The 23077-nt window shown below is 71.3% G+C and carries 10 protein-coding genes; 3 read left to right on the plus strand and 7 right to left on the minus strand.

Going from position 1 to position 23077, the window contains the following annotated elements:
- The 3 genes from ilvN to ACQPY4_RS31255 form a co-directional block, all read right to left on the minus strand.
- On the minus strand, nt 1-525 hold the full coding sequence (gene ilvN / locus ACQPY4_RS31245) for an acetolactate synthase small subunit (protein WP_433326948.1): 525 nt from the start codon (nt 523-525) through the stop codon (nt 1-3).
- 5 nt (nt 526-530) lie between these two features.
- Complete coding sequence (locus tag ACQPY4_RS31250; protein ID WP_433326950.1) at nt 531-2276, minus strand: acetolactate synthase large subunit; 1746 nt, start codon at nt 2274-2276, stop codon at nt 531-533.
- Nucleotides 2277-2547: 271 nt separating this feature from the next.
- Nucleotides 2548-5424 carry a putative bifunctional diguanylate cyclase/phosphodiesterase gene (locus tag ACQPY4_RS31255; protein ID WP_433326953.1) on the minus strand — a complete coding sequence of 959 codons (2877 nt, stop codon included), beginning with the start codon at nt 5422-5424 and terminating at the stop codon, nt 2548-2550.
- A gap of 529 nt (nt 5425-5953) precedes the next feature.
- Between ACQPY4_RS31255 and ACQPY4_RS31260 the strand changes: the two genes are divergently transcribed.
- On the plus strand, nt 5954-7033 hold the full coding sequence (locus ACQPY4_RS31260) for a PQQ-dependent sugar dehydrogenase (protein WP_433326955.1): 1080 nt from the start codon (nt 5954-5956) through the stop codon (nt 7031-7033).
- Here the strand turns inward: ACQPY4_RS31260 and ACQPY4_RS31265 are convergent, their stop codons facing one another.
- The 4 genes from ACQPY4_RS31265 to gatC all read right to left on the minus strand — a co-directional run bounded on the left by ACQPY4_RS31265 (nt 7034) and on the right by gatC (nt 10850).
- Nucleotides 7034-7477, minus strand: coding sequence for a hypothetical protein (locus tag ACQPY4_RS31265; protein WP_433326957.1), 444 nt, complete (start codon nt 7475-7477; stop codon nt 7034-7036).
- Nucleotides 7478-7543: 66 nt separating this feature from the next.
- Entirely contained in the window at nt 7544-9028 is a 1485-nt protein-coding gene (gatB, locus tag ACQPY4_RS31270; protein WP_433339100.1) for an Asp-tRNA(Asn)/Glu-tRNA(Gln) amidotransferase subunit GatB, read from the minus strand.
- A gap of 14 nt (nt 9029-9042) precedes the next feature.
- On the minus strand, nt 9043-10551 hold the full coding sequence (gene gatA / locus ACQPY4_RS31275) for an Asp-tRNA(Asn)/Glu-tRNA(Gln) amidotransferase subunit GatA (protein WP_433326959.1): 1509 nt from the start codon (nt 10549-10551) through the stop codon (nt 9043-9045).
- Nucleotides 10551-10850, minus strand: coding sequence for an Asp-tRNA(Asn)/Glu-tRNA(Gln) amidotransferase subunit GatC (gatC, locus tag ACQPY4_RS31280; RefSeq protein ID WP_433326961.1), 300 nt, complete (start codon nt 10848-10850; stop codon nt 10551-10553). Before gatC ends, gatA begins: the two co-directional genes overlap by 1 nt.
- 519 nt (nt 10851-11369) lie before the next feature.
- On the opposite strand from gatC, the gene ACQPY4_RS31285 reads away from it, so the two are divergent.
- Together ACQPY4_RS31285 and ACQPY4_RS31290 are read left to right on the plus strand one after the other, a co-directional pair.
- Nucleotides 11370-13004, plus strand: coding sequence for a phospholipase D family protein (locus tag ACQPY4_RS31285; protein ID WP_433326963.1), 1635 nt, complete (start codon nt 11370-11372; stop codon nt 13002-13004).
- Nucleotides 13001-23035, plus strand: coding sequence for a hypothetical protein (locus tag ACQPY4_RS31290; protein WP_433326965.1), 10035 nt, complete (start codon nt 13001-13003; stop codon nt 23033-23035). Before ACQPY4_RS31285 ends, ACQPY4_RS31290 begins: the two co-directional genes overlap by 4 nt.
- Nucleotides 23036-23077 lie beyond the last annotated feature (42 nt).

The following is a 23077-nucleotide window of genomic DNA, read 5'->3' on the forward strand; positions in this document are numbered from 1 at the left end:
TCACGCGCTGCGTTCGATGGCGCGCAGCGAGCGGTCGGTGATGGAGCGGGCGCCCCGGCCGACGGCCACCATGCCCGACTGCACCAGTTCCCTGATGCCGAACGGTTCGAGGACCCGGATCAGGGCGTCGAGCTTGTCGCGGTTCCCGGTGGCCTCGATGGTGACGGCGTCCGGGGCCACGTCGACGACCTTGGCCCGGAACAGCTGGACGGTCTCCAGGACCTGCGAGCGGGTCTCGGCGTCGGCGCGCACCTTGACCAGCACCAGCTCGCGCTGGACGGCGAGCGACGGGTCCAGCTCGACGATCTTGAGCACGTTGATCAGCTTGTTGAGCTGCTTGGTGACCTGTTCGAGCGGGAGGTCCTCGACGTTGACCACGATCGTCATCCGGGAGATCTCCGGGTGCTCGGTGGTGCCCACGGCGAGCGACTCGATGTTGAAACCGCGCCGCGAGAACAGCGCCGCGACCCGCGCGAGGATGCCCGGCTTGTTCTCCACGAGCACCGAAAGCGTGTGCTGGCTCATCGCGGTCACTCTCCGTTCTCGAAGTCGGGGGCCAGATCGCGGGCGATCTTGATGTCGTCGTTGGTGGTTCCGGCGGCGACCATCGGCCAGACCATCGCGTCGTGGTGGACGACGAAGTCGATGACCACGGGCGCGTCGTTGATCTCCATCGCCTTGGCGATGGTGGCGTCGACGTCCTCGACGCGGTCGCAGCGCAGGCCGACGCAGCCATAGGCCTCGGCGAGCTTCACGAAGTCGGGGATGCGCCGCGAGTGCAGATTGGTGTTGGAGTAGCGCTCGTTGTAGAAGAGCGTCTGCCACTGCCTGACCATGCCGAGGTTGCCGTTGTTGATCACCGCGATCTTGACGGGGATGCCCTCGATCGCGCAGGTCGCCAGCTCCTGGTTGGTCATCTGGAAGCACCCGTCGCCGTCGATCGCCCAGACCTGGGTGTCGGGCGCGCCGACCTTGGCGCCCATCGCGGCGGGGACGGCGTAACCCATCGTGCCCGCTCCCCCGGAGTTGAGGAACGCGCCGGGCCGCTCGTACTTGATGAACTGGGCGGCCCACATCTGGTGCTGGCCGACGCCCGCGACGTAGTAGGCGTCCGGGCCGACCAGCTGCCCGATCCGCTCGATGACCTGCTGGGGCGAGAGCGAGCCGTCGTCCGGCGCGTCGTAGCCCAGCGGGTAGGTGTCGCGCCAGGCGTCCAGCTGGCGCCACCAGTCCTCGTAGTCGCCCTTGCGGCCGGAGGCGTGCTCGGCCTGGACGGCGACGATCAGGTCGGCGATGACCTCGCGGGCGTCGCCGACGATCGGGACGTCGGCGTGCCGGTTCTTGGAGATCTCGGCCGGGTCGATGTCGGCGTGGACGATCTTGGCCAGCGGGGCGAAGCCGTCCAGCTTGCCGGTGACCCGGTCGTCGAAGCGGGCGCCGAGGGCGACCAGCAGGTCGGAACGTTGCAGCGCGCCGACCGCGCCGACCGAGCCGTGCATGCCCGGCATGCCCATGTGCAGCCGGTGGCTGTCGGGCAGCGCGCCCTTGGCCATCAGCGTCGTGACGACCGGCGCGCCGGTCAGCTCGGCCAGCACCCGCAGCTCGGACGAGGCGCCCGCCTTCAGCACGCCGCCGCCGACGTACAGGACCGGGCGGGACGACTCGACCAGCAGCCGGGCGGCCTCGCGCACCTGCTTGGAGTGCGGCTTGGTCACCGGCCGGTAGCCGGGCAGGTGGATCGAGACCGGCCACTCGAAGTCGAAGGTGGCCTGCAGAGCGTCCTTGGAGATGTCGACCAGGACGGGACCGGGACGGCCGGTCGAGGCGATGTGGAACGCCTCGGCGATCGTCCGGCCGATCTCGCGGGCGTCGGTCACCAGGAAGTTGTGCTTGGTGATCGGCATCGTGATGCCCGCGATGTCGGCCTCCTGGAAGGCGTCGGTGCCGATCGACGCGCTCGGCACCTGCCCGGTGATCGCCACCATCGGCACCGAGTCCATGTAGGCGTCGGAGATCGGCGTGACCAGGTTGGTGGCGCCGGGGCCGCTGGTGGCCATGCAGACGCCGACCCGGCCGGTGACCATCGCGTAGCCCTGCGCGGCGTGCCCGGCCCCCTGCTCGTGCCGGACCAGGATGTGCCGCAGCTTCTTGGAGTCGAAGATCGGGTCGTAGGCCGGGAGGATCGCGCCCCCCGGGATGCCGAACACGGTGTCGACGCCGACGTTCTCCAGCGCTCGGACCAGCGCCTGGGCTCCCGTCATTCGTTCGGTCGTCATGTTCCTGATTCCTTGGGGAGAAGTCTGCGATACCTGAAACCGGGCGATCCCTGGGAACCGTGGGTTCGAAGGTCACTCGGCCAACAAAAAACCCCCGCCCGCCGGGTGGCGGTCGAGGGGCGCGCGCAGGTGGGAAGACTCGATCAGCCTGCGCGCCGACCAAGTACTACGAGGATGATGGGACTGCTCTGCACGCTGCCCACTTTCGCGGACTTCCCGCCCCCGGTCAAATCCTTGGACAGTTTATCTCACAGTGTGAGACCACGCCGTGTCACCCCGCCGACACGGGCGCCTCTTCCAGGGGCAGCTCGATGGCCGCGGGCCGGTCGTCGGCATGGGCGGTCAGGTTGGTGCGGACCAGCGACTCCACCCGTCCCGCCGCCATCGGCCTGGCGACGAGATAGCCCTGGCCGCGCGGGCATCCCATCTCGCGCAGCAGCTCCAGCTGCTCGGGACGCTCGATGCCCTCGGCCACCACCGTCAGCCCGAGCTCGCGCCCCAGCCGGACGATCGTGCGCGTCAGCAGCGACAGGGTCTCGTCGGAGCCCAGCCCCGCCACGAACGACGGGTCGATCTTGATGATGTCGACCGGGAGCTGGCCCAGGTAGGCCAGCGAGGCGTACCCGGTGCCGAAGTCGTCGATCGCCAGCCGGACGCCGAGGTCGCGCAGGGCCGACAGGCGCTCGACGCTCTGACCGGCGTCCTCGACCAGGACCTCCTCCTTGACCTCCAGCGTGAGGGCGTGCGGCGGCAGCCCGGTCTCCTCCAGGGCCGCCGCGACCGACTCCACGAACCGAGGGGCGGCGATCTGCCGGGCGGTGAAGTTGACCGACAGGCCCACCTCCCAGGAGTCGCCGCGCCAGCGCGCCACCTCGCGGCACGCCTCGCGCAGCACCCAGTCGCCCAGCGGGATCATCAGACCGGACTCCTCGGCCGGGCCGATGAAATCCTCCGGCGGCACCGACTCGCTGCCCCGGAACCAGCGCACCAGCGCCTCGACACCGGTCACGCGCGAGGTGCCCAGCTCGACCACGGGCTGGAACTCCACGGCGAACTGCTCCTCGGCCAGCGCGCGTTGCAGGTCGCTGCCGAGCTCCAGCCGCCGCACGACGTCGGCGTGCATGTGCGGGGCGAACACCTCGACCCGTCCGCCGCCGAGCTCCTTGGCGCGTGCCATCGCCAGGTCGCCGTTGCGGATGAGGTCGGCCGCGTGGCGGCGCTGCGCCCGCACCCCGTCGGCCGCGTAGTCGGCGTCGCCGTCCGGGTCCTGCTCGCCGGCGAAGGCGATGCCGACGCTGGCGGTGAGCACGATGCCCTTGGTGCCGACGCGGTACGGCTCGACCGAGAGCACCCGCAGCAGCCGCTCGGCCAGCTCCACCGCGGTGCCCGCCTCGCCCTGCGCGTCGGCCGGGAGCTGGACCAGCACGGAGAACTCGTCCCCGCCCCAGCGCGCGACCGTGTCGTCGGCCTGGACGGTGCCGCGCAGCCGCCGGGCGGCCTGGGCCAGCACCTGGTCGCCCGCGGCGTGGCCCGCCGAGTCGTTCACGGCGGTGAACCCGTCGATGTCGACGAACAGGACCGCGACCGTGCCGCCCTGCCGCCCGCGGCACAGCACCTCGCGGGTGCGCTCCTCGAAGTAGGCCCGGTTGGGCAGGCCGGTGAGGCCGTCGTGGAAGGTCAGATGCGCGACCTGGCGTTGCAGCGCGGCCTGCTCGCTGAGGTCGCGCGTGGTCACCAGCACGCGTCCGGGGGCCTCGCCCGTCCCGCTGTAGCGCGAGATCGTCGACTCGGTGGGCAGCCAGGTGCCGTCGGCGGCGCGGATCCGGCACGACAGCCGCAGCGTCGGCTCCTGACCGGCGGGGATGTCGTCGACCTCCGGGTCGTCATTGAGCGGGTCGGCCGATCCCCCGGCCGCGAACTCGGAGAACACCGCGCGGACGTGCGGCAGGTCTTCGGGGTGGACGATCTCGTCCAGCGGACGGCCGAGCAGCTCGTCGGCGTCGTAGCGGTAGGTGCGCAGCGCGCCCGCGCTGGCGTACTGCACGACCGCGTCGAGGTCGCAGATCAGCACCGCGTCGTTGATGCTCTCCGACAGGGCGCGGAAGTGGTCCTGGCCGGTCTGGACGGCGCGGCGCAGCGCCTCGTTCTCGCGGACGAGCCCGGCCAGCCGCGCCAGCAGCACCAGCGTCGCCGCCCCGGCGATGACCGAGACGACGGGCTCGAGGCCGTGGGCGGCGGTCAGCGAGTTGCCCGCCAGGAAGAGCGCGGCGGCGGCCGCGACCGCCGCGGGCGCGATGCCGGGGCCGAGCAGGCGGCCGTACTCCTCCTCGTCGTCGGCGGCGCGGGCGTCCCGTCCGGTCCAGGGGACCAGGAGCAGGAGCAGCAGCCCCCCGAGCCGGAAGATGTCGGCGGGGTCGTCGACCGGGGCACCGCCCCGCAGCCGCACGACCGTGGTGACCAGGTCGGCCACCGCGAAGGCGACCAGGGCGCCGTACCCCATCCAGGCGGGACGCCGGTGGCCGTGCACGGCGCCGAGCACGAACGGCAGGGCCGCGCACACCATGACGACGTCCATCAGGGGGTACAGCAGCTCCAGCGAGAATTCCGAGGGCGACTGCCCCGACCGGTGGTAGAGGTTGCTGAACAGCGTCACCCACGCCAGGACGAACAGCGCGCACACACAGATGAACGTGTCGGCGGCGTAGCGGAGCCAGGTGCTCACGCTTCTGGGCGGTTTGATCGGGACGACCAGGCCCGTCAGCAGGGAGACCATCGCGGCCAGGTAGAACAGGTCGGCCACCGACAGCGACAGCGCGCTGCGGCTGTTGACCGTAGCGGTCACCGCGCTGCCGACGGCGCCCGCGAACCAGCAGGACGCGGCGATCCCGAACCAGCGCCACGAGGCCCGCCAGACGGTCGCGCCGCCGGTTTCGGCGACCGCGACCCCGGCCGGGAGCCGGGACGCGAGGAACAACGAGGCGGCGGCCACCCCGGCCGCCGCGGCCTCGGCCCAGGCGATGAAGGCGGTGCCTCCCCAGCCCGCGAGGGAACCGACGGCGTAGAGGACGCCGACGACCGCGACCAGGCCGACCGGCATGACCCGCGGAGGCATCCGCAGTGTCGCCGACCTGGCGTTAACGCCGCCCATCGCGCCGTGTCCCTTCATGGATGCGGGGCCGTGGGCCCCTCGGAACGCCGCACCGCGCCGCGCTGCGCCGTGGAACGTGGGTGCTCGATCGTCGCCGACCGCTGGGATAACGCCCGGCCGGTGGTGGTTGGTGCCCTGCGCGGGGTAAGCGCCAGGGCGACGGCGAGCGCAGGAGCTGCGCAAGCCGTGGCTCAGCGACGTTGCTGCAGTGCGGGATCACCGTGATGCTCAATGTACGTTCCGTAGGTCACGGAGTGATTGAGGACCGGCGTCCCCCCGGCGACAAAGCGTGCCGGACGGTCGGCGAGCGCGGGCACGACGTCCGTGAACGCCCACGTAGAAGGGGAATCGTCCGGTTTCCGGGAGACGGCTCGGGGGGCCGGGAAAGCGGTTGCTGGATGGTCATATGAGGTGTATTTCACGCCACGGCCGTCGGCGCCATGTGTCCGCTTGTGGCTGATCGTAAAAGCTTCGCAACAAACGGAACGGTCGGAGTGCCGCGTCCGTATTACTGGACGCGGAGGTCCCCATGAGACAGCAGGCCATCATCGCGGGCGCGGTCCTGGTCGCGGCGGCGTGCTCGTCGGGCGACACCGAGGGCGGGCCGCTGACCCCGCCCCCGGCGAGTACGACGGCGACGTCCGGGCCGGGCGCCCCGAAGGACGTGGCGACCGGGCTGAGCGTCCCGTGGGGCGTGGCGTTCCTGCCCGGCGGGGACGCGCTCGTCACCGAACGCGACAGCGCGCGGCTCAAGCGCGTCACACCGCAGGGCAAGGTCACCACGCTCGGCAAGGTGCCCGGAGTGGTCGCCGAGAGCGAGGGCGGCCTGCTCGGCGTCGCCGTCTCCCCCGCTTTCGCGCAGGACCGGCTCGTCTACCTGCACTTCACCGCCGGCGACGACAACCGCGTGGTGCGCTTCCGCTACGAGGACGGCCCCGGCAAGCTCCAGCCGATCGTCACCGGCATCCCCAAGGGCGCCAACCACAACGGCGGACGGCTGGCCTTCGGCCCGGACAAGCTGCTCTACATCGCCACCGGCGAGGTCTACCGCACCGAGCTCGCGCAGGACCGCGGCTCGCTCGGCGGCAAGATCCTCCGGGTGACGCCCGACGGCTCCCCCGCCCCCGGCAACCCGTTCGGGTCGCGCGTGTGGAGTTACGGGCACCGCAACGTCCAGGGCCTCGCCTGGGACGACGGCGGCCGGATGTACGCCACCGAGTTCGGCCAGGACCGCCTCGACGAGATCAACCACATCGAGAAGGGCCGCAACTACGGCTGGCCCAAGGTCGAGGGCGCGGGCGGGAAACCCGAGTTCACCGACCCACTCCTCACCTGGAGCACCGACCAGGCGTCCCCGTCCGGGCTGGCCTACGCCGCCGGGTCGCTGTGGGCGGTCGGCCTGCGCGGCCGCCGCCTCTGGCAGGTCCCACTCGACGCCCAGGGCAAGGCGGGACGTCCCGTCGCGCACTTCGAAGGCCGCTACGGACGGCTGCGCACCGCCGTCCGCACCCCGGACGGCAAGGCACTGTGGATCACCACCAGCAACCACGACGGCCGGGGCGAGCCCAAACCGGGCGACGACCGCATCCTCGTCCTGCCGCTGAGCTGATCAGCGGCCGAGGTCGATGCCCTCCTGGCAGGCGCTCATGAACCCCTCCCGTCCGGCCGGGAACTTGGCGTTGCGCGCGACGCTCTCCTTGTAGGACTTGGCGCAGAAATTCGCCGGCAGCTTCGACCCCATGACCATGCCCATCTGCATGGCCATCTTGATCATCTTCTTGCGGGTCCAGCGCTTCCCACCCGGTTCGATGAGGACGACGGTCGAATTGTCGGTGGGCTTGGCCGCGGGCGTCGGGGATGCCGACGGCTCCACGGGAGCGGCCGACGTCGGTGCCGAGGTCGGCGAGGTCGGCGAGGTGGACGACGCGGGCGTCACCGCGGCGCTCGACGCGCCCGGGCTCTTGGCGTCCTTCTTGCCATCGTCACCGTTGCACGCGGAAAGCCCGAAGCAGAGCACGGTGACCGCCGTCGACGTCGCGATGATCCTGTTCACGTCCGGGACGATAACACCATGTCCGAAAAACGGGGCCACGACGATCGTCGCGGCCCCGTCCCGCGTTCAGGAGGCGCCGAGCTTCTCCAGGATGAGTTCGCGGGCGCGGCCCGCGTCGGCCTGGCCTCGGGTGGCCTTCATCACCGCGCCGACGAGGGCGCCCGCGGCGGCGACCTTGCCCGCGCGGATCTTGTCGGCGACGTCGGCGTTGTCGGCGATGACCTGGTCGATCACCGAGGCCAGCTCGCCGTCGTCGCTGACGACCTTCAGACCCCGGGCCTCGACGACCTCGTCCGGGGTGCCCTCTCCGGCCAGCACGCCCTTGAACACCTGGCGGGCCAGCTTGTCGTTGAGCTCACCGGCGGTGATCATCGCCTGGATCCGCGCGACCTGCGCCGGGGCGATCGGCATCTCGGCCAGCTCCACGCCCCGCTCGGCGGCGCTGCGCGACAGCTCGTTCATCCACCACTTGCGCGCCGAGGCCGCGTCCGCGCCCGCCGCGATGGTCTCCTCGATCAGGTCGAGGGCCCCGGCGTTGACGACGTCGCGCAGCTCCAGCTCCGACAGGCCCCACTCCTTCTGGACGCGCACCCGCCGCGCCGCCGGAAGCTCGGGCAGCCCGGCCCGCAGCTCCTCGACCCACGCGCGGGTCGGGGCCATCGGGATCAGGTCGGGCTCGGGGAAGTACCGGTAGTCCTGCGCCTCTTCCTTGCTGCGGCCGCCGGTCGTGGTGCCGGTGTCCTCGTGGAAGTGGCGGGTCTCCTGGATGATGCGGACGCCCGCGTCCAGGAGGGCGGCCTGGCGCTCGATCTCGTGCCGCACCGACCGCTCGACCGAGCGCAGCGAGTTGACGTTCTTGGTCTCCGTGCGCGTCCCCCATTCGGAGGCGCCGCGCGGCATCAGCGAGACGTTCACGTCGCAGCGCATCGAGCCCTGCTCCATGCGGACGTCCGAAACACCCAGGGAGCGCACCAGCTCGCGCAGTTCCGTCGCGTAGGCCCGCGCGACCAGCGGGGCCTTGTCGCCGGTCGCCGGGATCGGCTTGGTGACGATCTCCACCAGCGGGATGCCCGCGCGGTTGTAGTCGACCAGGGAGTGGACGGCGCCCTGGATGCGCCCGGTCGCGCCGCCGACGTGCAGCGACTTTCCGGTGTCCTCCTCCATGTGGACGCGCTCGATCTCGATCCGGTACGTCGTGCCCTCGACCTCGACGTCCAGATGGCCATCGATGCAGAGCGGCTCGTCGTACTGGGAGATCTGGAAGTTCTTCGGCATGTCCGGATAGAAGTAGTTCTTCCGGGCGAACCTGCACCACTCGACGATGTCGCAGTTCAGCGCCAGGCCGATCTTGATGATGCCCTCGATCGCCGCCCGGTTCGTCACCGGGAGCGCGCCCGGCAGGCCCAGGCATACGGGGCAGACCTGCGTGTTCGGCTCGGCGCCGAACCCGGTCGGGCAGCCGCAGAACATCTTGGACGCCGTGCCGAGCTCGATGTGGGTCTCGATCCCCAGCACCGGCTCGAACTTGGCCAGCGCCTCGTCGTACTTCATCAGCGTCGGGGTGCTCACTTGGCAGCCTCCGTGAGCTCGGGGGCCTTGGCCAGCAGCGGCCCGCCCCAACGGTCTTCGAGCGCCCTCTCCACGGCGGCTCCCACGCGGTACACGCGGTCGTCGCCCAGCACCGGGGCCATGATCTGCAGGCCCACCGGCAGGCCGTCCTCGTCGGCCAGGCCGCACGGCACCGAGATCGCCGCGTTGCCCGCCAGGTTGGACGGGATCGTGCACAGGTCGGCCAGGTACATCGCCATCGGGTCGTCCGCGCGCTCCCCGATCGGGAACGCGGTCGTCGGCGTCGTCGGCGAGACCAGCACGTCGACCTGCTCGAACGCCGCGTCGAAGTCGCGCGTGATCAGCGTCCGCACCTGCTGCGCCTTGCCGTAGTAGGCGTCGTAGTAGCCCGACGACAGCGCGTACGTGCCGAGCATGATCCGCCGCTTGACCTCGGGGCCGAAGCCCTCGGCCCGGGTCAGCGCCATGACCTCCTCGGCGCTGCGCGTCCCGTCGTCGCCGACCCGCAGCCCGTAGCGCATCGCGTCGAACCTGGCCAGGTTGGACGAGCACTCAGACGGCGCGATCAGGTAGTACGCGGGCAGCGCGTACTCGAAGTTCGGGCACGAGACCTCGACGACCTTGGCGCCGAGCGACTCCAGCAGCTCCACGGCCTCGTTGAACCGCGCGGTCACCCCGCTCTGGTAGCCGTCCCCGGCGAACTCCTTGACGACCCCGATGCGAAGCCCGTTCACGTCACCGCGCCGCGCGGCCTCGACGACCGAGGGCACGGGACGGTCGATGGACGTGGAGTCCATGACGTCGTGCCCGGAGAACGCCTCGTGCAGCAGGGCCGCGTCCAGCACGTTGCGGGCGAACGGCCCCGGGGTGTCCAGCGACGACGCGAACGCGATCACCCCGTAGCGCGAGGAGCCGCCGTAGGTGGGCTTGGTCCCCACGATCCCGGTCACCGCCGCGGGCTGGCGGATCGACCCGCCGGTGTCGGTCCCCGTGCCCAGCGGCGCCTCGTACGCGGCGACCGCCGCCGAGGACCCGCCGGACGATCCCCCCGGGACGCGGCCGAGGTCCCAGGGGTTGTGCGAGGTCTGGTACGCGCTGTTCTCGGTGGACGACCCCATCGCGAACTCGTCCATGTTGGTCTTGCCCAGGATGACCAGCCCGGCCTCGCGCAGCCGCGCCGTGATCGTCGAGTCGTACGGGGGCCGCCACCCCTCAAGGATCTTCGACCCCGCCGTGGTCGGCATGTCCGTGGTGGTGAACACGTCCTTGTGCGCGATCGGAACCCCGGCCAGCGGGGCGAGCTCGTCCCCCGCCGCGCGCCGCTCGTCCACCTTCCGCGCCTGCGCCAGCACCGTCTCGCGGTCGACGTGCAGGAACGCCTGGACGTCCCCGTCCACCGCCGTGACCCGGTCGAGATGTGCCTGCGCCACCTCGACGGCCGACGCCTCACCCGAAGCGACCAGCCCGGCGAGCTCGGCCGCCGTCCGCCTGACCAGCTCCGTCATCAGGCCTCCTCGTCCAGGATCCGCGGTACCCGGAAGCGCTGGTCCTCGGCGGCCGGAGCCCCCGAAAGGGCCTGCTCCGGCGTCAACGAGGGCCGGACCTCGTCGTCCCGGTACACGTTGGTCAACGGCAGCGCGTGGGAGGTCGGCGGGATGTCCTTCGCCGTCACCTCCTGCACGCGCGCGACCGCGGAAATGATCTGATCGAGCTGCGCCGCGAGGTGTCCGAGCTCGTCCTCGCCCAGCGCCAGCCGGGACAGCCGAGCGAGATGAGCGACCTCGTCACGCGTGATGGCGGACATGTAGAAACCGTTCTGAGATGGGTGAAGGATCGACCCCCATCCTAAGGGCCCCCGGCCCCCAGAGCCCGTCAATTACCCGGCGGGCGACCACCTCCGCCCCCGCCTTCACAGAGCCCTCCATTCGCTGACGAAGCGAGCGGGGCGCCCTCGGCGCTCGGCGCCGGACCCCGACCGGCGTCTCGCGACGGCCGCCGGTTCCAGCGGAATTTCACATGGCGACCATTTGCGGCGCGTTGACGGTCGCCGCCAACCAGGATAAAGCGGGGCGAAAGGTTCATTTTACAGCCCCCTTTGCCAGCAAGTGGTGGCGACATCGCGGTAATCGAGACGCCCTGACGACCGGATCGGGACGACCCCATTGTGCGGGTGTGTCGCCTGTGCGAAAGTTGAGTTCTTGGATATGCCCTACCCTCTCGGTCGCGAGTCTGACAATAGCTCTTGACCGGCACTCGTTTGCCGTTTTCTGCAACCAGAATGCTCAATTCTGCCATGTAGCCGCATTTAGCATCGGGGGATCTGGTGGCTGATATCGATGCGCTGCGCAAGAAATACTTCGTGCAGCCCGAGGACACCGAACTCCCCTCCCAGCCGCTGCCGGCGACATTCAGCGGTTGCCGGGTCACGCCACTGATCGACGGCGCCGAGTACTTCGCCGACCTCGCCGCGCGGATCGCCGCCCTGGGCAATGGGACACCGAGCGAGAACAGCGGCCAGTTCATCTACATCGCCGGCTGGGACGTCCATCTGGTGGGCGGCAAGATCACCCCCGCGCCCGGCTCGTCGGGCACCTACCTACCGTTGGTCGACTTGGAGAAACCGTTCTCACTCGACGGGCCCGCGGCCGCGGCCCACATGATCGACCTGCTCAAGGCCAAGTCGAAGAAGGGCGTCGACGTCCGAGTCCTGGGCTGGGCCTCCTTCGCCCTGATGGCCGACAATTTCGTCCAGACCAGAGCGGTACAGGGCGGGTTGGGATGGATCCGCGATGTCAACATCGCCACCTTGGCCGCCATCCTGGAGTTGCGTACCGAACCCACCCTCGCCGAGAAGGCCTGGGTGAACATCCTGACCCACTCCGCGGGCTCCGCACATACCAAGCTGGCGCTCGTCGGTGACGGCAGCAGCGCCATCGGCTACACCGGCGGGCTCGACCTCGTGGGCGACCGCCACGGCTCCCAGCCGCACCCGGCCAAGCAGTGGCACGATGTGCAGGCGAAGGTCGAGGGCCCCGCGGTGCAGGCGATGCACGACTACTTCCGCGATATGTGGAACGAGGTCAAGGGCCGAAAGGTGCGGCCGCTGCGCCTCGCCTTCACCAACCTCGACAGTCACACGCCCGCCTCCCCCGCCCTGGCCGCGCGCACCCTGTCGACCACGCCGGTGAGCAAACATCACGTCCAGTCGCTGCGCACCCTGCCCCAGTTCAACTACACGAGCTTCAACCAGTTGCCCGAGAACGACAAGATTTCGTTCGCTCCGGCCGGCCTGTTCGAGATTCGCACCGCCTGGTTCAAAGCGATCAAGGCCGCCGACCGCTATATCTACATCGAGGACCAGGCATTCTGGTCGATCGAGCTGATGGAGAAGCTGCGGGACGCCGTCAAGGCCAAACCTGATCTCAAGGTGCTCCTGGTCGTCGGCGTCGCCGACCCGAACGATCCGGCCTATCCGCCGTTCGGGTTGGTCGCGCTGACCCAGGGGCTGCTGAAGGGGCTGACCCCCGCGCAGCGCGCCCAGGTGGCGATGTTCCACCGCGACGTGGTGGTCCACACGAAATCCACCATCGTCGACGACCACTGGGCGATGATCGGGTCGGCCAATTTCGCCCGGCGCGCTCTCTACACCGATATCGAGCACTCGGTTGCCTTCCTCGACGAGGACGACGCGCTGGTGCAGCAGTACCGGGTGAGGCTCTGGAGCGACGCCTTCGCCCTCGTCCCGGCCGACCAGCACAAGATCGCCGACATCAACAAGGCACTCAACGTCTGGAACAGCTCCTGGGGTACGCCGGGCAGCGGGGTCGCCCTGCCGTCCAGCGTCGCCCCCGTGGCCTTCCCCACCTCGGAGAAGACGCTCACCGAGAAGGAGCAGGAGAGGTACGACCGCTACTCAGACATCGACTCGCGCACGCCGTGGGGAGGGTGCCGGCCATGACCATATTCGTGACCCTGAAGGAGTACCTGGGCGAGAAGTGGCCGGCCTTCCTGCCCAGGCCGCCCGACCCCGCCGTCCTCGCGCACATCTGGATCGAGCCACCGCAGACATCGGCCGAGCCTGACCAGGTCAAACTGGTGAGCCGTCTGCTCCTGGAGCAGGATCTCGTACTGCCGCTGCCGGGGCTTGACTCGGTGAGCCTGGTGCTGCAGCGCGACAGCGGTGGTGCCGCCGAGCCCGAGGGGCTGGGCCTGGAGATCGATATCTTCCCGCAGACGGTGCTGCGCGTGACCGACGCCCCCGTCGCGCTGCGGTTCGGTCCGAAGCTGCTGCGCCCCATGCGCAAGGTGACCAACGGCGGCGACGCTCGTTACGAGCCCGACCCCGGACGGCCGTTCGTCCAGTTCGCGGTGCCGAAGCTCAGTGGGAGCGCCGGCAAGGACGGCATCGTCTTCGACGCGCCGTTCACCGCCCAGCTGCCCTACCCGGTGCAGATCGGCGACACGGGCGTGGTGATCGACGGCGCCACGGTCGGCTTCCACCGAGCGGGCGGCAAGGCGTGCCTGGTGATGCAGTGGAAGGAGGGCGCGCTCAACCGGCTGCTCGGCCAGCTCGTCCCGAATCTGGGCGACCGGAGCCCGGCGGGCGAGCAGCTGGTCACGCTGCGCCTGATCATCGGGGACGGTCTGGAAGAGGTGCGCCTCGACTGGCAGGCGGCCGCGCCCGGCGGCGCGTTCGCGCTTCCCGGCCTCAGCGTGAACGTGCCGGCGTCCAGCCGGTTCTCGCTGCTGCTGATGCGCCAGGGCGCGGGCCTCGGCCGCGCCGCGTTCGTCGTCACCCTGGCCGGGACCGACCCGGTGACGGCGGGCAGCACGTTCGCGTGGGGACGCGACGGCGACCGCGAGCTGCACAACGACGAACCGCCCCAGCCGCCCGGAAAGCCCCTGTTCAGCGTCACGCTCAAACCGGCGGACGGCCCGCGCAGCCTGGTGCTGCTGGACGTCCCGCTCGGCGGGACGCGGCTGCCCGGCTTCTTCAGCGAGCTGACGACGCCGATCCCCCCGCTCGACCTCAACGATCCGGCCGCCCTCTGCAAGCCCGTGGTCTTCGACCCGGCCGACCTCCGGGACGGCTGGACCGCGACGCTGAGCGTCAACATCGACGCGGGCGGCGGAGCGTTCACGCTGCCCTTCCTCAAGCAGGGCCAGGGCGGCGACTCCCAGTTCCTCCAGCTCTACACGCCCACGCCGCTCACCGGGCTGCCGATCACGCTGCCCCAGGGCGAGGTCGGCTTCGACATCGGGGTGCGGCTGCGCGTCCTGAGCATGAGCTTCGACCTGCTGTGCCGCCTGACCTTCGACCTGCGCACCTTCGCGCTCAAGGTCGACCACGACCAGGGGATCGCGCTGCGCTCGGCGGAGGCCGAGCGCGAGTTCCCCGATCTGTTCGGGCTGCGCTGGCGGTTCAAGGGCAAGGCCCTGGACGACAAGACCTTCCACTACTTCACGATCGCCACGAAGAACTACCACTACCAGATCCAGCAGCCCGAAGGGGCCGTGCTCGAGCTGGACTTCACGCGCGCCAGCGAGGAGCCGATCACCTTCAGCGTGCGGGACTTCGCCCTCACCCCCAAGGGCGTCAACCTCGCCGCCACCGTCACCGACCGCCCGGCCCGGCTCAACGGCCTGCGCACCCGCTTCCGCTTCACCGACAGCGGCTTCGTGATCCGCGAGAACCGCATCGCCGACTTCACCCTCGCCGGTTCGGGGCCGCTGCCGCCCGACCTGGTGGGCGACGCCACGGCCGACATCGCGCTGCAGTTCGCCCAGCGCGAGGGCGGCAACCTGACCCTGGTGCAGGGCGCCGCGAACCTGCGCGGCGTCAAGCTGCTCGACTGCAAGGGCACGCGCTTCCAGTTCTCCGTCGACGCTCTGGGCCTGCGGTTCGTCGACGACGGCGCCTTCCACCTCTACTTCACCGTCACCGGCTCCGCCCAGTTCGTCCAGGCACCCGGCGATGACGCCGACGGGCCGCTGGCCCTGCTCGGCAAGACCCGGATCGACCTGGTCCAGTGCCCGCTCACCGGCGACGCCACGGTGATCGGCAAGCATGTGAAGTTCCTGATCGAGCTGCCCAAGCCCAAGTCGTTCAACTTCCTCGGCTGCTTCGAGATGGAGCTGCGCGCGATCGGGTTCGTCCCGCAGTGCGAGCACTTCGACGGCGACGGGGCCATGCAGGTGGCCGGTCAGCTGAAGTTCGCCCAGGGCCCCGGCGACACGCCCGACTCGCGGCCCGACTACCACGAGCTGTTCATCGGCCTGCCGCTGCCGGGCGAGTTCGTGCCGCGCGTCCACTTCTCGCGCCTGGCGGTGAACCTGTCCATCGGCGCGGCCTTCCGGCTCAGCGGCGTGGTCGACTTCGTCGACGAGCCCGACCAGACCGGGCTGGTCGGCGAGGGGCTGGTGCAGATCCAGGGCCTGCCCGCCATCGCGGCCAGCTTCGGCTTCCTGCGCGTGCGCCGCGGCGCCGGGTCGCCCTGGCTGCGGGCCTGGTTCCTCTACCTGGAGATCCGCCAGGTCAGCTTTATGATCCCGGTCATCCAGATCTACCTGCGCGAGATCGGGATGGGCTTCGGCTACCGCTTCACCATCGCCTCCATCAAGGCCGCCGACGCCGAGAACGACATCAAGAAGCTGCTCAAGACCCTCCAAGGTCTCTCGCGCACTCAGGGCGACCTGTCCAAGCGCGACCGCTGGGCGGTCGACCTGGAGGAGGCAGGCCAGGACCCCCGCTGGACGATCGTGCTGCGCGCGATGATCTCGCAGACCTCGGCCTCGGCCTCGCCCCTGCGCTACGAGGCCTTCGCCGAGGCCGACCTGGCCTGCGTCTTCCTCGTCGACGCGATCATCGCCTTCCGCAGCGACCTGACGTTCTTCATGGCGGTGCGCGGCTGGTTCAACACCAACTACGCCGACTACGTCACCAACAAGGACGGCGCCCGCGAGAACCCCATCCTGAGCGGCTTCGTCCTGCTCTCGCCGCGTCAGAAGCGGTTCCTGGCCCACATCTCCAAGCCCGAGGGCGGCAAGCCGGGCACCCACCCGCCGCTGCCCGACTTCGTCCGCGACGCGATCGCCAACAGCCGCTTCTCGGCCACGCTGCTGATCGAGCCGGGCCTGTTCCACTACGAGCTCGGCTGGCCCAACATGCTGCGCTGGCACATCGAGCTCGGCCCGGTGGCCGTGGAGGTCGAGGGCGGGTTCATCTTCCGCGTCTCGTCCACCGAGATGGTGCTCGGGACGAGCTTCCTGGCCCGCGGCAGGCTCGAACTCAGCGCCGGGGTGGACCTCGGGCTGGTCGGCGTGCGGATCAGCGCCACCGCGCGGGTGGCCTTCGGAGCGCGCTACATCGGCGTGATCGACTTCCGCGACCCCACGGAGAACTCGGCCGTCTACGGCGCGATCGGGCTGGAGGTGCAGGTCGCCTTCGCCATCGAGTTCTGGATCAAGATCCCGCTGGTCTTCACCACCATCAGGCTCTCGTTCAGCTTCAGCCTGGAGATCATGTACAGCGCCGGTCTGGAGATCGGCGTCAAGGGGCTGAGCGTGCCCGGCGTGCGCGGCGTCGGCACCGTCGGCGTCTCCTGCTGCGGCCACAGCCTCCAGGTCACGGTCAAGGTGGCCTTCGAGGAGGAGAACGTCCAGGCGGCCCTCGACCGGACCAAGGAGTTCCTGTCGCTGGGGCTGGAGGCCACCGAGGTCGACCCGGTGCCGGGCACCGAGGGCGCGCTGGACTTCACGCGCATGCTGACCCCGCGTCGCTCCGCCCTGCCGCCGCGCGCCCTCGCGCCCCTGCTCGGCGAGGCAGCGGCCGCCGCGGCCGAGGCCGAGGTGTTCCATGTGCCGGGCTATGTCATCTTCGTGCTGCGCGAGCCGCCGAGCTGGGACGACGAGCGCCAGCTCTACTTCGTCCTGCTGCCCCAGGGCGAACGTCTGCACCGGGACGCCCAGGGCGAGCTCGACCTGGACGAGGACGGCTTCCCGGTGGCGGAACCCGAGCTGGGCTTCCTGCCGCCGCCTCCCGCCGAGGGCACCGTGGTCGGCAAGGACTTCGCGCTGCGCGTGCCGCAGCCGACCGCCGGTGAGAACTACACGCTGCGGCACTTCGAGCCCCTGCCCAACCCGCGGTTCGTCGACGTCAGCGGCGCGGTCACCGCCGGTCAGCCGATCACCTGGGCGGTGAACTGGGCCGCGCGGCTCTACACCGACGGGTCCGCCGAGCGCCGCGTCGTGAACCCGACCACGGGCGACCCGGGTGCCCCCACGCCCCTGCAAGACGGGCTCAGCCTGGCGCAGCACCTCGCCAACGCCTTCAAGCAGCAGTACACCGGCACCGGGACGGGCACGGTCGCCCGTCCGGTCGGCGACCCCGGCGCGTTGCCCGGCTACCGCCCGCCGGTCACCGACCCGCGCGTGCAGGACCCCTCCGACAGCTCCTTCGAGGCCGCCGTGCGCGGGGCGTACGAGCAGTTCAGCGGCTCGCCCTTCCTCAAGCACGACACCCGCGAGCTCTACGAAGAACTGCTGGAGTCGGCGTTCAGCCCGCAGTCGACGATCTACGCCGCCGACGGCGCCGTCCAGGACGACGGCGACCCCGGCACCGTCAGCGCGGTCCAGGCCGACCAGCAGGCGCACCAACTGCGCGGCGTGATCATCCACGACATCGTCGCCGATCTGCGCGCCTTCCACGCCGAGGGCAACCAGACCGAGCGCGACAAGCTGGTCGCCCGCTCCCTGGCCTTCCAGATGGGCCTGGTGTTCTCGGTGCGGACCACCGACAACCGCCGTCCCGCCTGGCTCGACCAGGTGACGACCGGCCCGGGCGCCCAGCCGTCGATCAGCCAGCGCGAGCGGCCCGACGCGACCGCCCCCGGCCCGGCGAGCGAGGGCGTGCGCGCCTTCAACGTCGCCCAGGCCCAGTTCAGCCTGTTCCCGCCCGAGTTCGAGCAGGTGCGCCAGTACAACGACGCCGGCACGATCGCCCTCACCTGGGACCTGACCTGGCGACGTCAGGCCACGCCGGGGATGAGCCGCGCCCAGAACGACCCCGACCATCACCTGGCCCACTACCTGGTGCGCAGGCGCAGCCTCGACGGCGACGAGGCCGAGCGCACCACCACGGTCAAGCCGGCCAAGGTGCTGCACCGCCACACCACCGACGTCGCCGGCGCCGAGGGGGCCACGCCGACCGACACCCTCTCGCTGCTCGAGCCGCGCTTCCAGGTGGTCGACCATTTCCCCGATTCGGCGAGCGACCTGGCCGCCCTCCCCCGCGAGGGACGCAGTTACGTCTACACGATCACGCCGGTCGACTTCGCCGGGAGCGCCGGGCGCCCGCTGACCCTGATCGCGACGCGCTACCCGAACACCCCTCCCGCGGTGCCGGTGGACGGCGATCTCACGGTGAGCTACAGCATCGCCCCGTCCGACCTCGACCCGGTGGGAAGCGCCACGACGCCGCAGGTGTTGGCGCCGCGCCAGGTCTACGTCGAGTGGACCGAACCGGCCCGTGAGAACGGCCCCACGGTCCCGGTCCGCACCTACCGGCTGATCTTCCGCCGCGAGAGCACGGTGCCGATCGGCTCCTACGGCCTGGACAGCACGACCCAGCGCGGGCGCACCGCCGGGCTGCCGACGTCCAACGCCCGCCCCCTGCCCACCGACGTCAAGATCGACCTCGACCAGGTCTTCGGGCCGCCCGGCGCGCGCGGGGCCGTGATCCCGGTCGCCACGCTGCGCGAGCGGGGTGTGCTGCCCGGTGGCACGTGGCGTCCCGAGGCATGGCGGGTCTTCTTCCAGACGATCTCCGACCGCGACGTGCCCTCGGCCCTGGCGCCGGTCCAGCTCCTGCTCGCCGCCGAGGCGGTGGCCGCGCCGCCCACGTCCCCCGCGCCGACCGATCGCGTCGAGCACACTGGCAACCCGCGCGAGGAGCGCCGCCCGGCCGAGCTGGAATGGCTGCCGCGCCCGACCGGCTTCGGTGTGGTGCGGCCCGAGGACGAGCGGGCGGAGCCGGGCCTGGCGCACGCGCCGATGCCGCTCCCGAGCGTCGAGCAGTCCGGTCCGGTCTCGGCCGGTACGGCCGCCGGGGGGCGTGGGGGGTCGTCCCCCCACACCGGCACCGACGCGGCCGAACCGGCCCCGTTCGTCTTCACCGGCGACATCGGGGCGAACGTCGGGTTCCGGCCGCATCCCCTCGGCATCAGGGCGATCCGGTTCCGCTGGAACCAGGGGCCCAGCGGCGACGCCGCCTACCCGCTCGAGCTGAACGCCGGTTACCGGTTGTACGAGCTGAACATCGACGCGGCCACCACCGACACCTTCGCCGGCGCCGCCCGGCTCGCCCAGGAGCTGCGGCTCCTGCAAGAGGTCCAGATGCTCCCGGCCGACGACCTGCCGCTCGTGCCCGGCGACACGCTGAACACCAGTCAGTGGGAGGCCTGGTATCCCGGCGCCGTCCAGCGTCGGCGTCCGCCCGATCCCTCCGCCCAGGGCGTCCAGGACGCGCGCGGCCCCTGGTACTCCTGGCAGGACTCCTACCTGGAGTGGCCCGCGTGGGAGGGCGTCACCCAGCCGGGCGGCCGGCGCACGACGGCGGTGCATCCGCTGCTCGAACGCCTGGTGGAGCGGCTGCGCGGGATGCGGCCCGGCAGCGTCACCGACCCGCGGGGCCGGATCTCGGACGGGTACGCCGCCGCCCTGCAGATCAGTCCGCCGACGCTGCCCAACGACCTGGCCGACTTCCTGGCCAGCTGCCCGCCGGGCGCCGACCGCTATGGCTGGGGCGCGCTCCAGCGTCTCGGTCTGGCGGTGACCTTCGGCCTCCACGACCCCGCCACGGGCGCCCTGCGCGGCCCGAAGCTGCTGGAACTGCTCCAGGAGCTCTTCACGCGGCTGGAGGACGGCACCGACCCCGACGCCGCGGCCTTCGCCGCCCTCCGCCGTCACCTCCATGTCGAGCTGCTGTTCCAGCCGGGACGCAGCGTCCAGCTCGGCGAGCGACCGGCCGGGGGCGACGACCTGCTGGCCATGGTCCAGCTCAGCCTGCGGCCCACCGTGCGGCAGCGGCTGCGCTACCGCGCCGTCACCATCACCGGGCGGTCGAACACCGACGTCGAGGTGCGCTTCACGCTCGCCGCGCCCTGCAGCCTGGTCCACCGGCCGGACGCCGGGACGGGCCAGCTGGAGCTCGAACCGCAGCCCGCCCCGGTCACCCGCACGATCCGGCTGCCGCTCAACGGCGAGGCGGCCCTGCTCCTGCGCGGCGCGTCGCTCCCGGCGACGATCGAGGTACGCCCGTCGTGCAGGTTGAGCGTGGACCCCCATCCGTTCGACCCGGCGATCGCGCCCCTGCTGACCTACGACGCGGGACGCAAGCTGCTCACCGCCCGGACGATGCTCAGCGCCGACCAGATCAAGCTGCTGCGCCCCTCCCTCTCCCCGGCCGACCTCCAGGCCGCGGAGGGCCTGGCCGGGACGGTGCGGACCGAGGACTTCGGCCCGACCGACGACCGCGGTGCCCACTTCACCGTGGCGACCGCCGCCCTGGCCAAGGTGTTCGCCACCGCGGACGGCGACCCGCCCGAGCACGTCCACTGGCTGCGGCTCAAGTACTACCTGGAAACGCTGAACAGCAACGACCCCAAGGTGCCCGACACCAGCAAGGTCACCGTCCCGACCGGCGAGGCCGAGATCGCCAGGGCGCTGCCCGACGTGCTCGCCTGGACGGCGCGCTTCTTCGACGCCAGCGGCGCGGTGGGCGTGGGGCAGGGCGGGCTGGGCGAGACCGGAGCCGGGCCCTGGGTGGCCACGGCCTACCCGCGCGCGGGGTCGCCCGCGCTGGCCACGCCCGACGCCGACGGGCGCCTGACCTACACCCAGCTGCTTGAGGACCGCTGGGCTCACACGCTGCGCTACTACTTCCAGCCCTACGGCCGTTACGACCTGCTCTGGCAGAGCCTGCGGCGCTCGCCCACGCTCTTCCCCGGACGCGCCGCCACCGAGGTCGACATCCCGGCGGTGACGGTGGACCCGGCCGCGGGCGGGCTCGACGTGGTGGTCGAGCGCACGCAGGCCGTCGACGCCCCGCTCATCCTCGGCTCGCGCCGGCTCGACGAGGCGGCCACCCCGGCCCGCCCGCCCGCGCCCGGCGCGATCTGGGAGGTGCTCGTCGCCCAGCACCACGAGCAGGCGCTGACCGAGCGCAACCAGACGCTGGTCCGCCGGCTCGCCTTCCGGCAGGTCGCCTTCAGCCTGCTGCGCCGCTTCGGCTACCCGAGCTGGTACTCCTGGGTGCGCGACTTCGCCGAGGAGCACGAGCACGAGCTGCCCGTGCGCCTGGTCGAGGACGAGTACCCGGCCATCCCCGACCGCCTGCCGAGCGAGCCCGACCATCTCGTCCTGGACGGCACGGCCGATCCGGACGAGCTGCGCGGCCTCGACCTGCCCGAGCGCGTCGGCGACTTCTCGCAGGGCGTCCTGGCCCTGCAATGGCGGGCCCTGCCGTTCTACTACGAGCATCGGCTGCTGGTGATCGCCCAGACCGACGGCACCGTCTCGCCGGTCAACAGCGTCACCCAGCGCGACCTGACCTACCGCTCGCCCCTGCCGAGCGCCACCGTCACCGGCGCGGACATCGTGTGGCACCGGGTGCCGCCCTTCCCCGCCGTGCCTCCCGGTGCCCCGCTCCAGCCCGACACCCGCGTGCGCGCCGTCACCGTCCCGCTGCGCCGGTTCTGGGACAGCCTGCCCGACGAGGCCCAGCGGCGCTGGCCCGCCGAGGCGCCCGACCCGGCGTCCGGCGGAGCGACGGCGCGCAAGCTCGGCGCCCTGCCCGACCCCGAGGTGGTCTACCAGATCGTCGAGCTGTTCAGCGGCAACATCGAGGTGCAGGCCGAGTGCTTCTACGACCCGGTCGCGCGGAAGTTCACCCACCGCCAGCTCGGCAAGCGCTTCCTGGTGGCGAAGACCACGCTGCTGCCTCCGGCGGACGCCCTCGGCGACTTCCCGCTGGCGGTCGATCTGGTCCAGGTGAGCGAGGAGCGGCTGAGCAGCGGTTACGCCACGGCGAACCTGCCGCCCGGCACCCGCAACCGGGTGGACATCGACGAGCACGGACGCCTGCTGTTCGCCGGAGTCATGACGAAGGCGGACCGCACCGCCCTGCTCAGGCTGGTGAACGAACCGGACGCGGCGAAGATCCGGCGGCTCTTCGAGAGCTGGTACACCACCGAGCCGGTGAGCGGCCCCGCCGCCGACCTGCCCGACCGGCTCCGCGCTCTGATCGACTTCCTGCCCGCGCAGACCCTGACCCTGGTCTGGGAGGGCCCGTCGGACGCCGCCGCGAGCGATCTGCGGCAGCTCCCCGGCGACAGCGCCTTCACCGGCGCGATCGCACAGATCATCGCCCAGGCCGCGGGCGCGGGCCCGGACGCCGTCACCCGCGTGGAGATCCCCGTCGGGCCGGAGCGGATCCCGGACGAGCTCCAGGACAAGGTCGAGCTCGGGCGCAACGCACCGGGCACGCGGTACACCATCATCGGGTGGGACGGTCCGATGAGCGACGCGGACGCCGCCGCCCTGCGGCGCTGGGCCCGGTTCCCGGAGTTCGCCGAGGCCGTGGAGAAGCTGATCACCGCCGCGCGCGAGGCCGCGCAGAGCGATCCGCCGGTGCTCTCGGTCACGGTCCCGTTCACCGTCGCGGTGCGTCCCACCCAGGCGGGGCTCGGCGACGCACTCGCCGGGAAGCTGCTGCTCGGCGCCGTGCTGATGCGGTACCACGGCCTGATGCGCGCCGACGACCCGGACGCGCTGCTGACGTCCTATCCCGGGCGGCCCGACCAGCTCGCCCTGCGACGGCTGCACCACGCGAGCCAGGACAGCGGAATGAACGGACGGTCGCTGGTGATCCGTGCCCGCCGCGGCAGCGCGACACCGAGCGAGCCTCGGCGGATCGAGCCCACGGACGTGTAGGCGCGACGGCCTTTGACGGCGGCCACCACGGCCACGAGCGAA

Origin of the sequence: Spirillospora sp. CA-294931 (genome assembly GCF_050946795.1) — a bacterium.
Taxonomy (GTDB): domain Bacteria; phylum Actinomycetota; class Actinomycetes; order Streptosporangiales; family Streptosporangiaceae; genus Spirillospora.

Excerpts from the sequence above, each read along its gene's own strand:
- ilvN (WP_433326948.1), bottom strand. The coding sequence starts at position 525 with ATGAGCCAGCACACGCTTTCGGTGCTCGTGGAGAACAAGCCGGGCATC.
- ACQPY4_RS31250 (WP_433326950.1), bottom strand. The coding sequence starts at position 2,276 with ATGACGACCGAACGAATGACGGGAGCCCAGGCGCTGGTCCGAGCGCTG.
- ACQPY4_RS31255 (WP_433326953.1), bottom strand. The coding sequence starts at position 5,424 with ATGGGCGGCGTTAACGCCAGGTCGGCGACACTGCGGATGCCTCCGCGG.
- ACQPY4_RS31260 (WP_433326955.1), top strand. The coding sequence starts at position 5,954 with ATGAGACAGCAGGCCATCATCGCGGGCGCGGTCCTGGTCGCGGCGGCG.
- gatB (WP_433339100.1), bottom strand. The coding sequence starts at position 9,028 with ATGAAGTACGACGAGGCGCTGGCCAAGTTCGAGCCGGTGCTGGGGATC.
- gatA (WP_433326959.1), bottom strand. The coding sequence starts at position 10,551 with ATGACGGAGCTGGTCAGGCGGACGGCGGCCGAGCTCGCCGGGCTGGTC.
- gatC (WP_433326961.1), bottom strand. The coding sequence starts at position 10,850 with ATGTCCGCCATCACGCGTGACGAGGTCGCTCATCTCGCTCGGCTGTCC.
- ACQPY4_RS31290 (WP_433326965.1), top strand. The coding sequence starts at position 13,001 with ATGACCATATTCGTGACCCTGAAGGAGTACCTGGGCGAGAAGTGGCCG.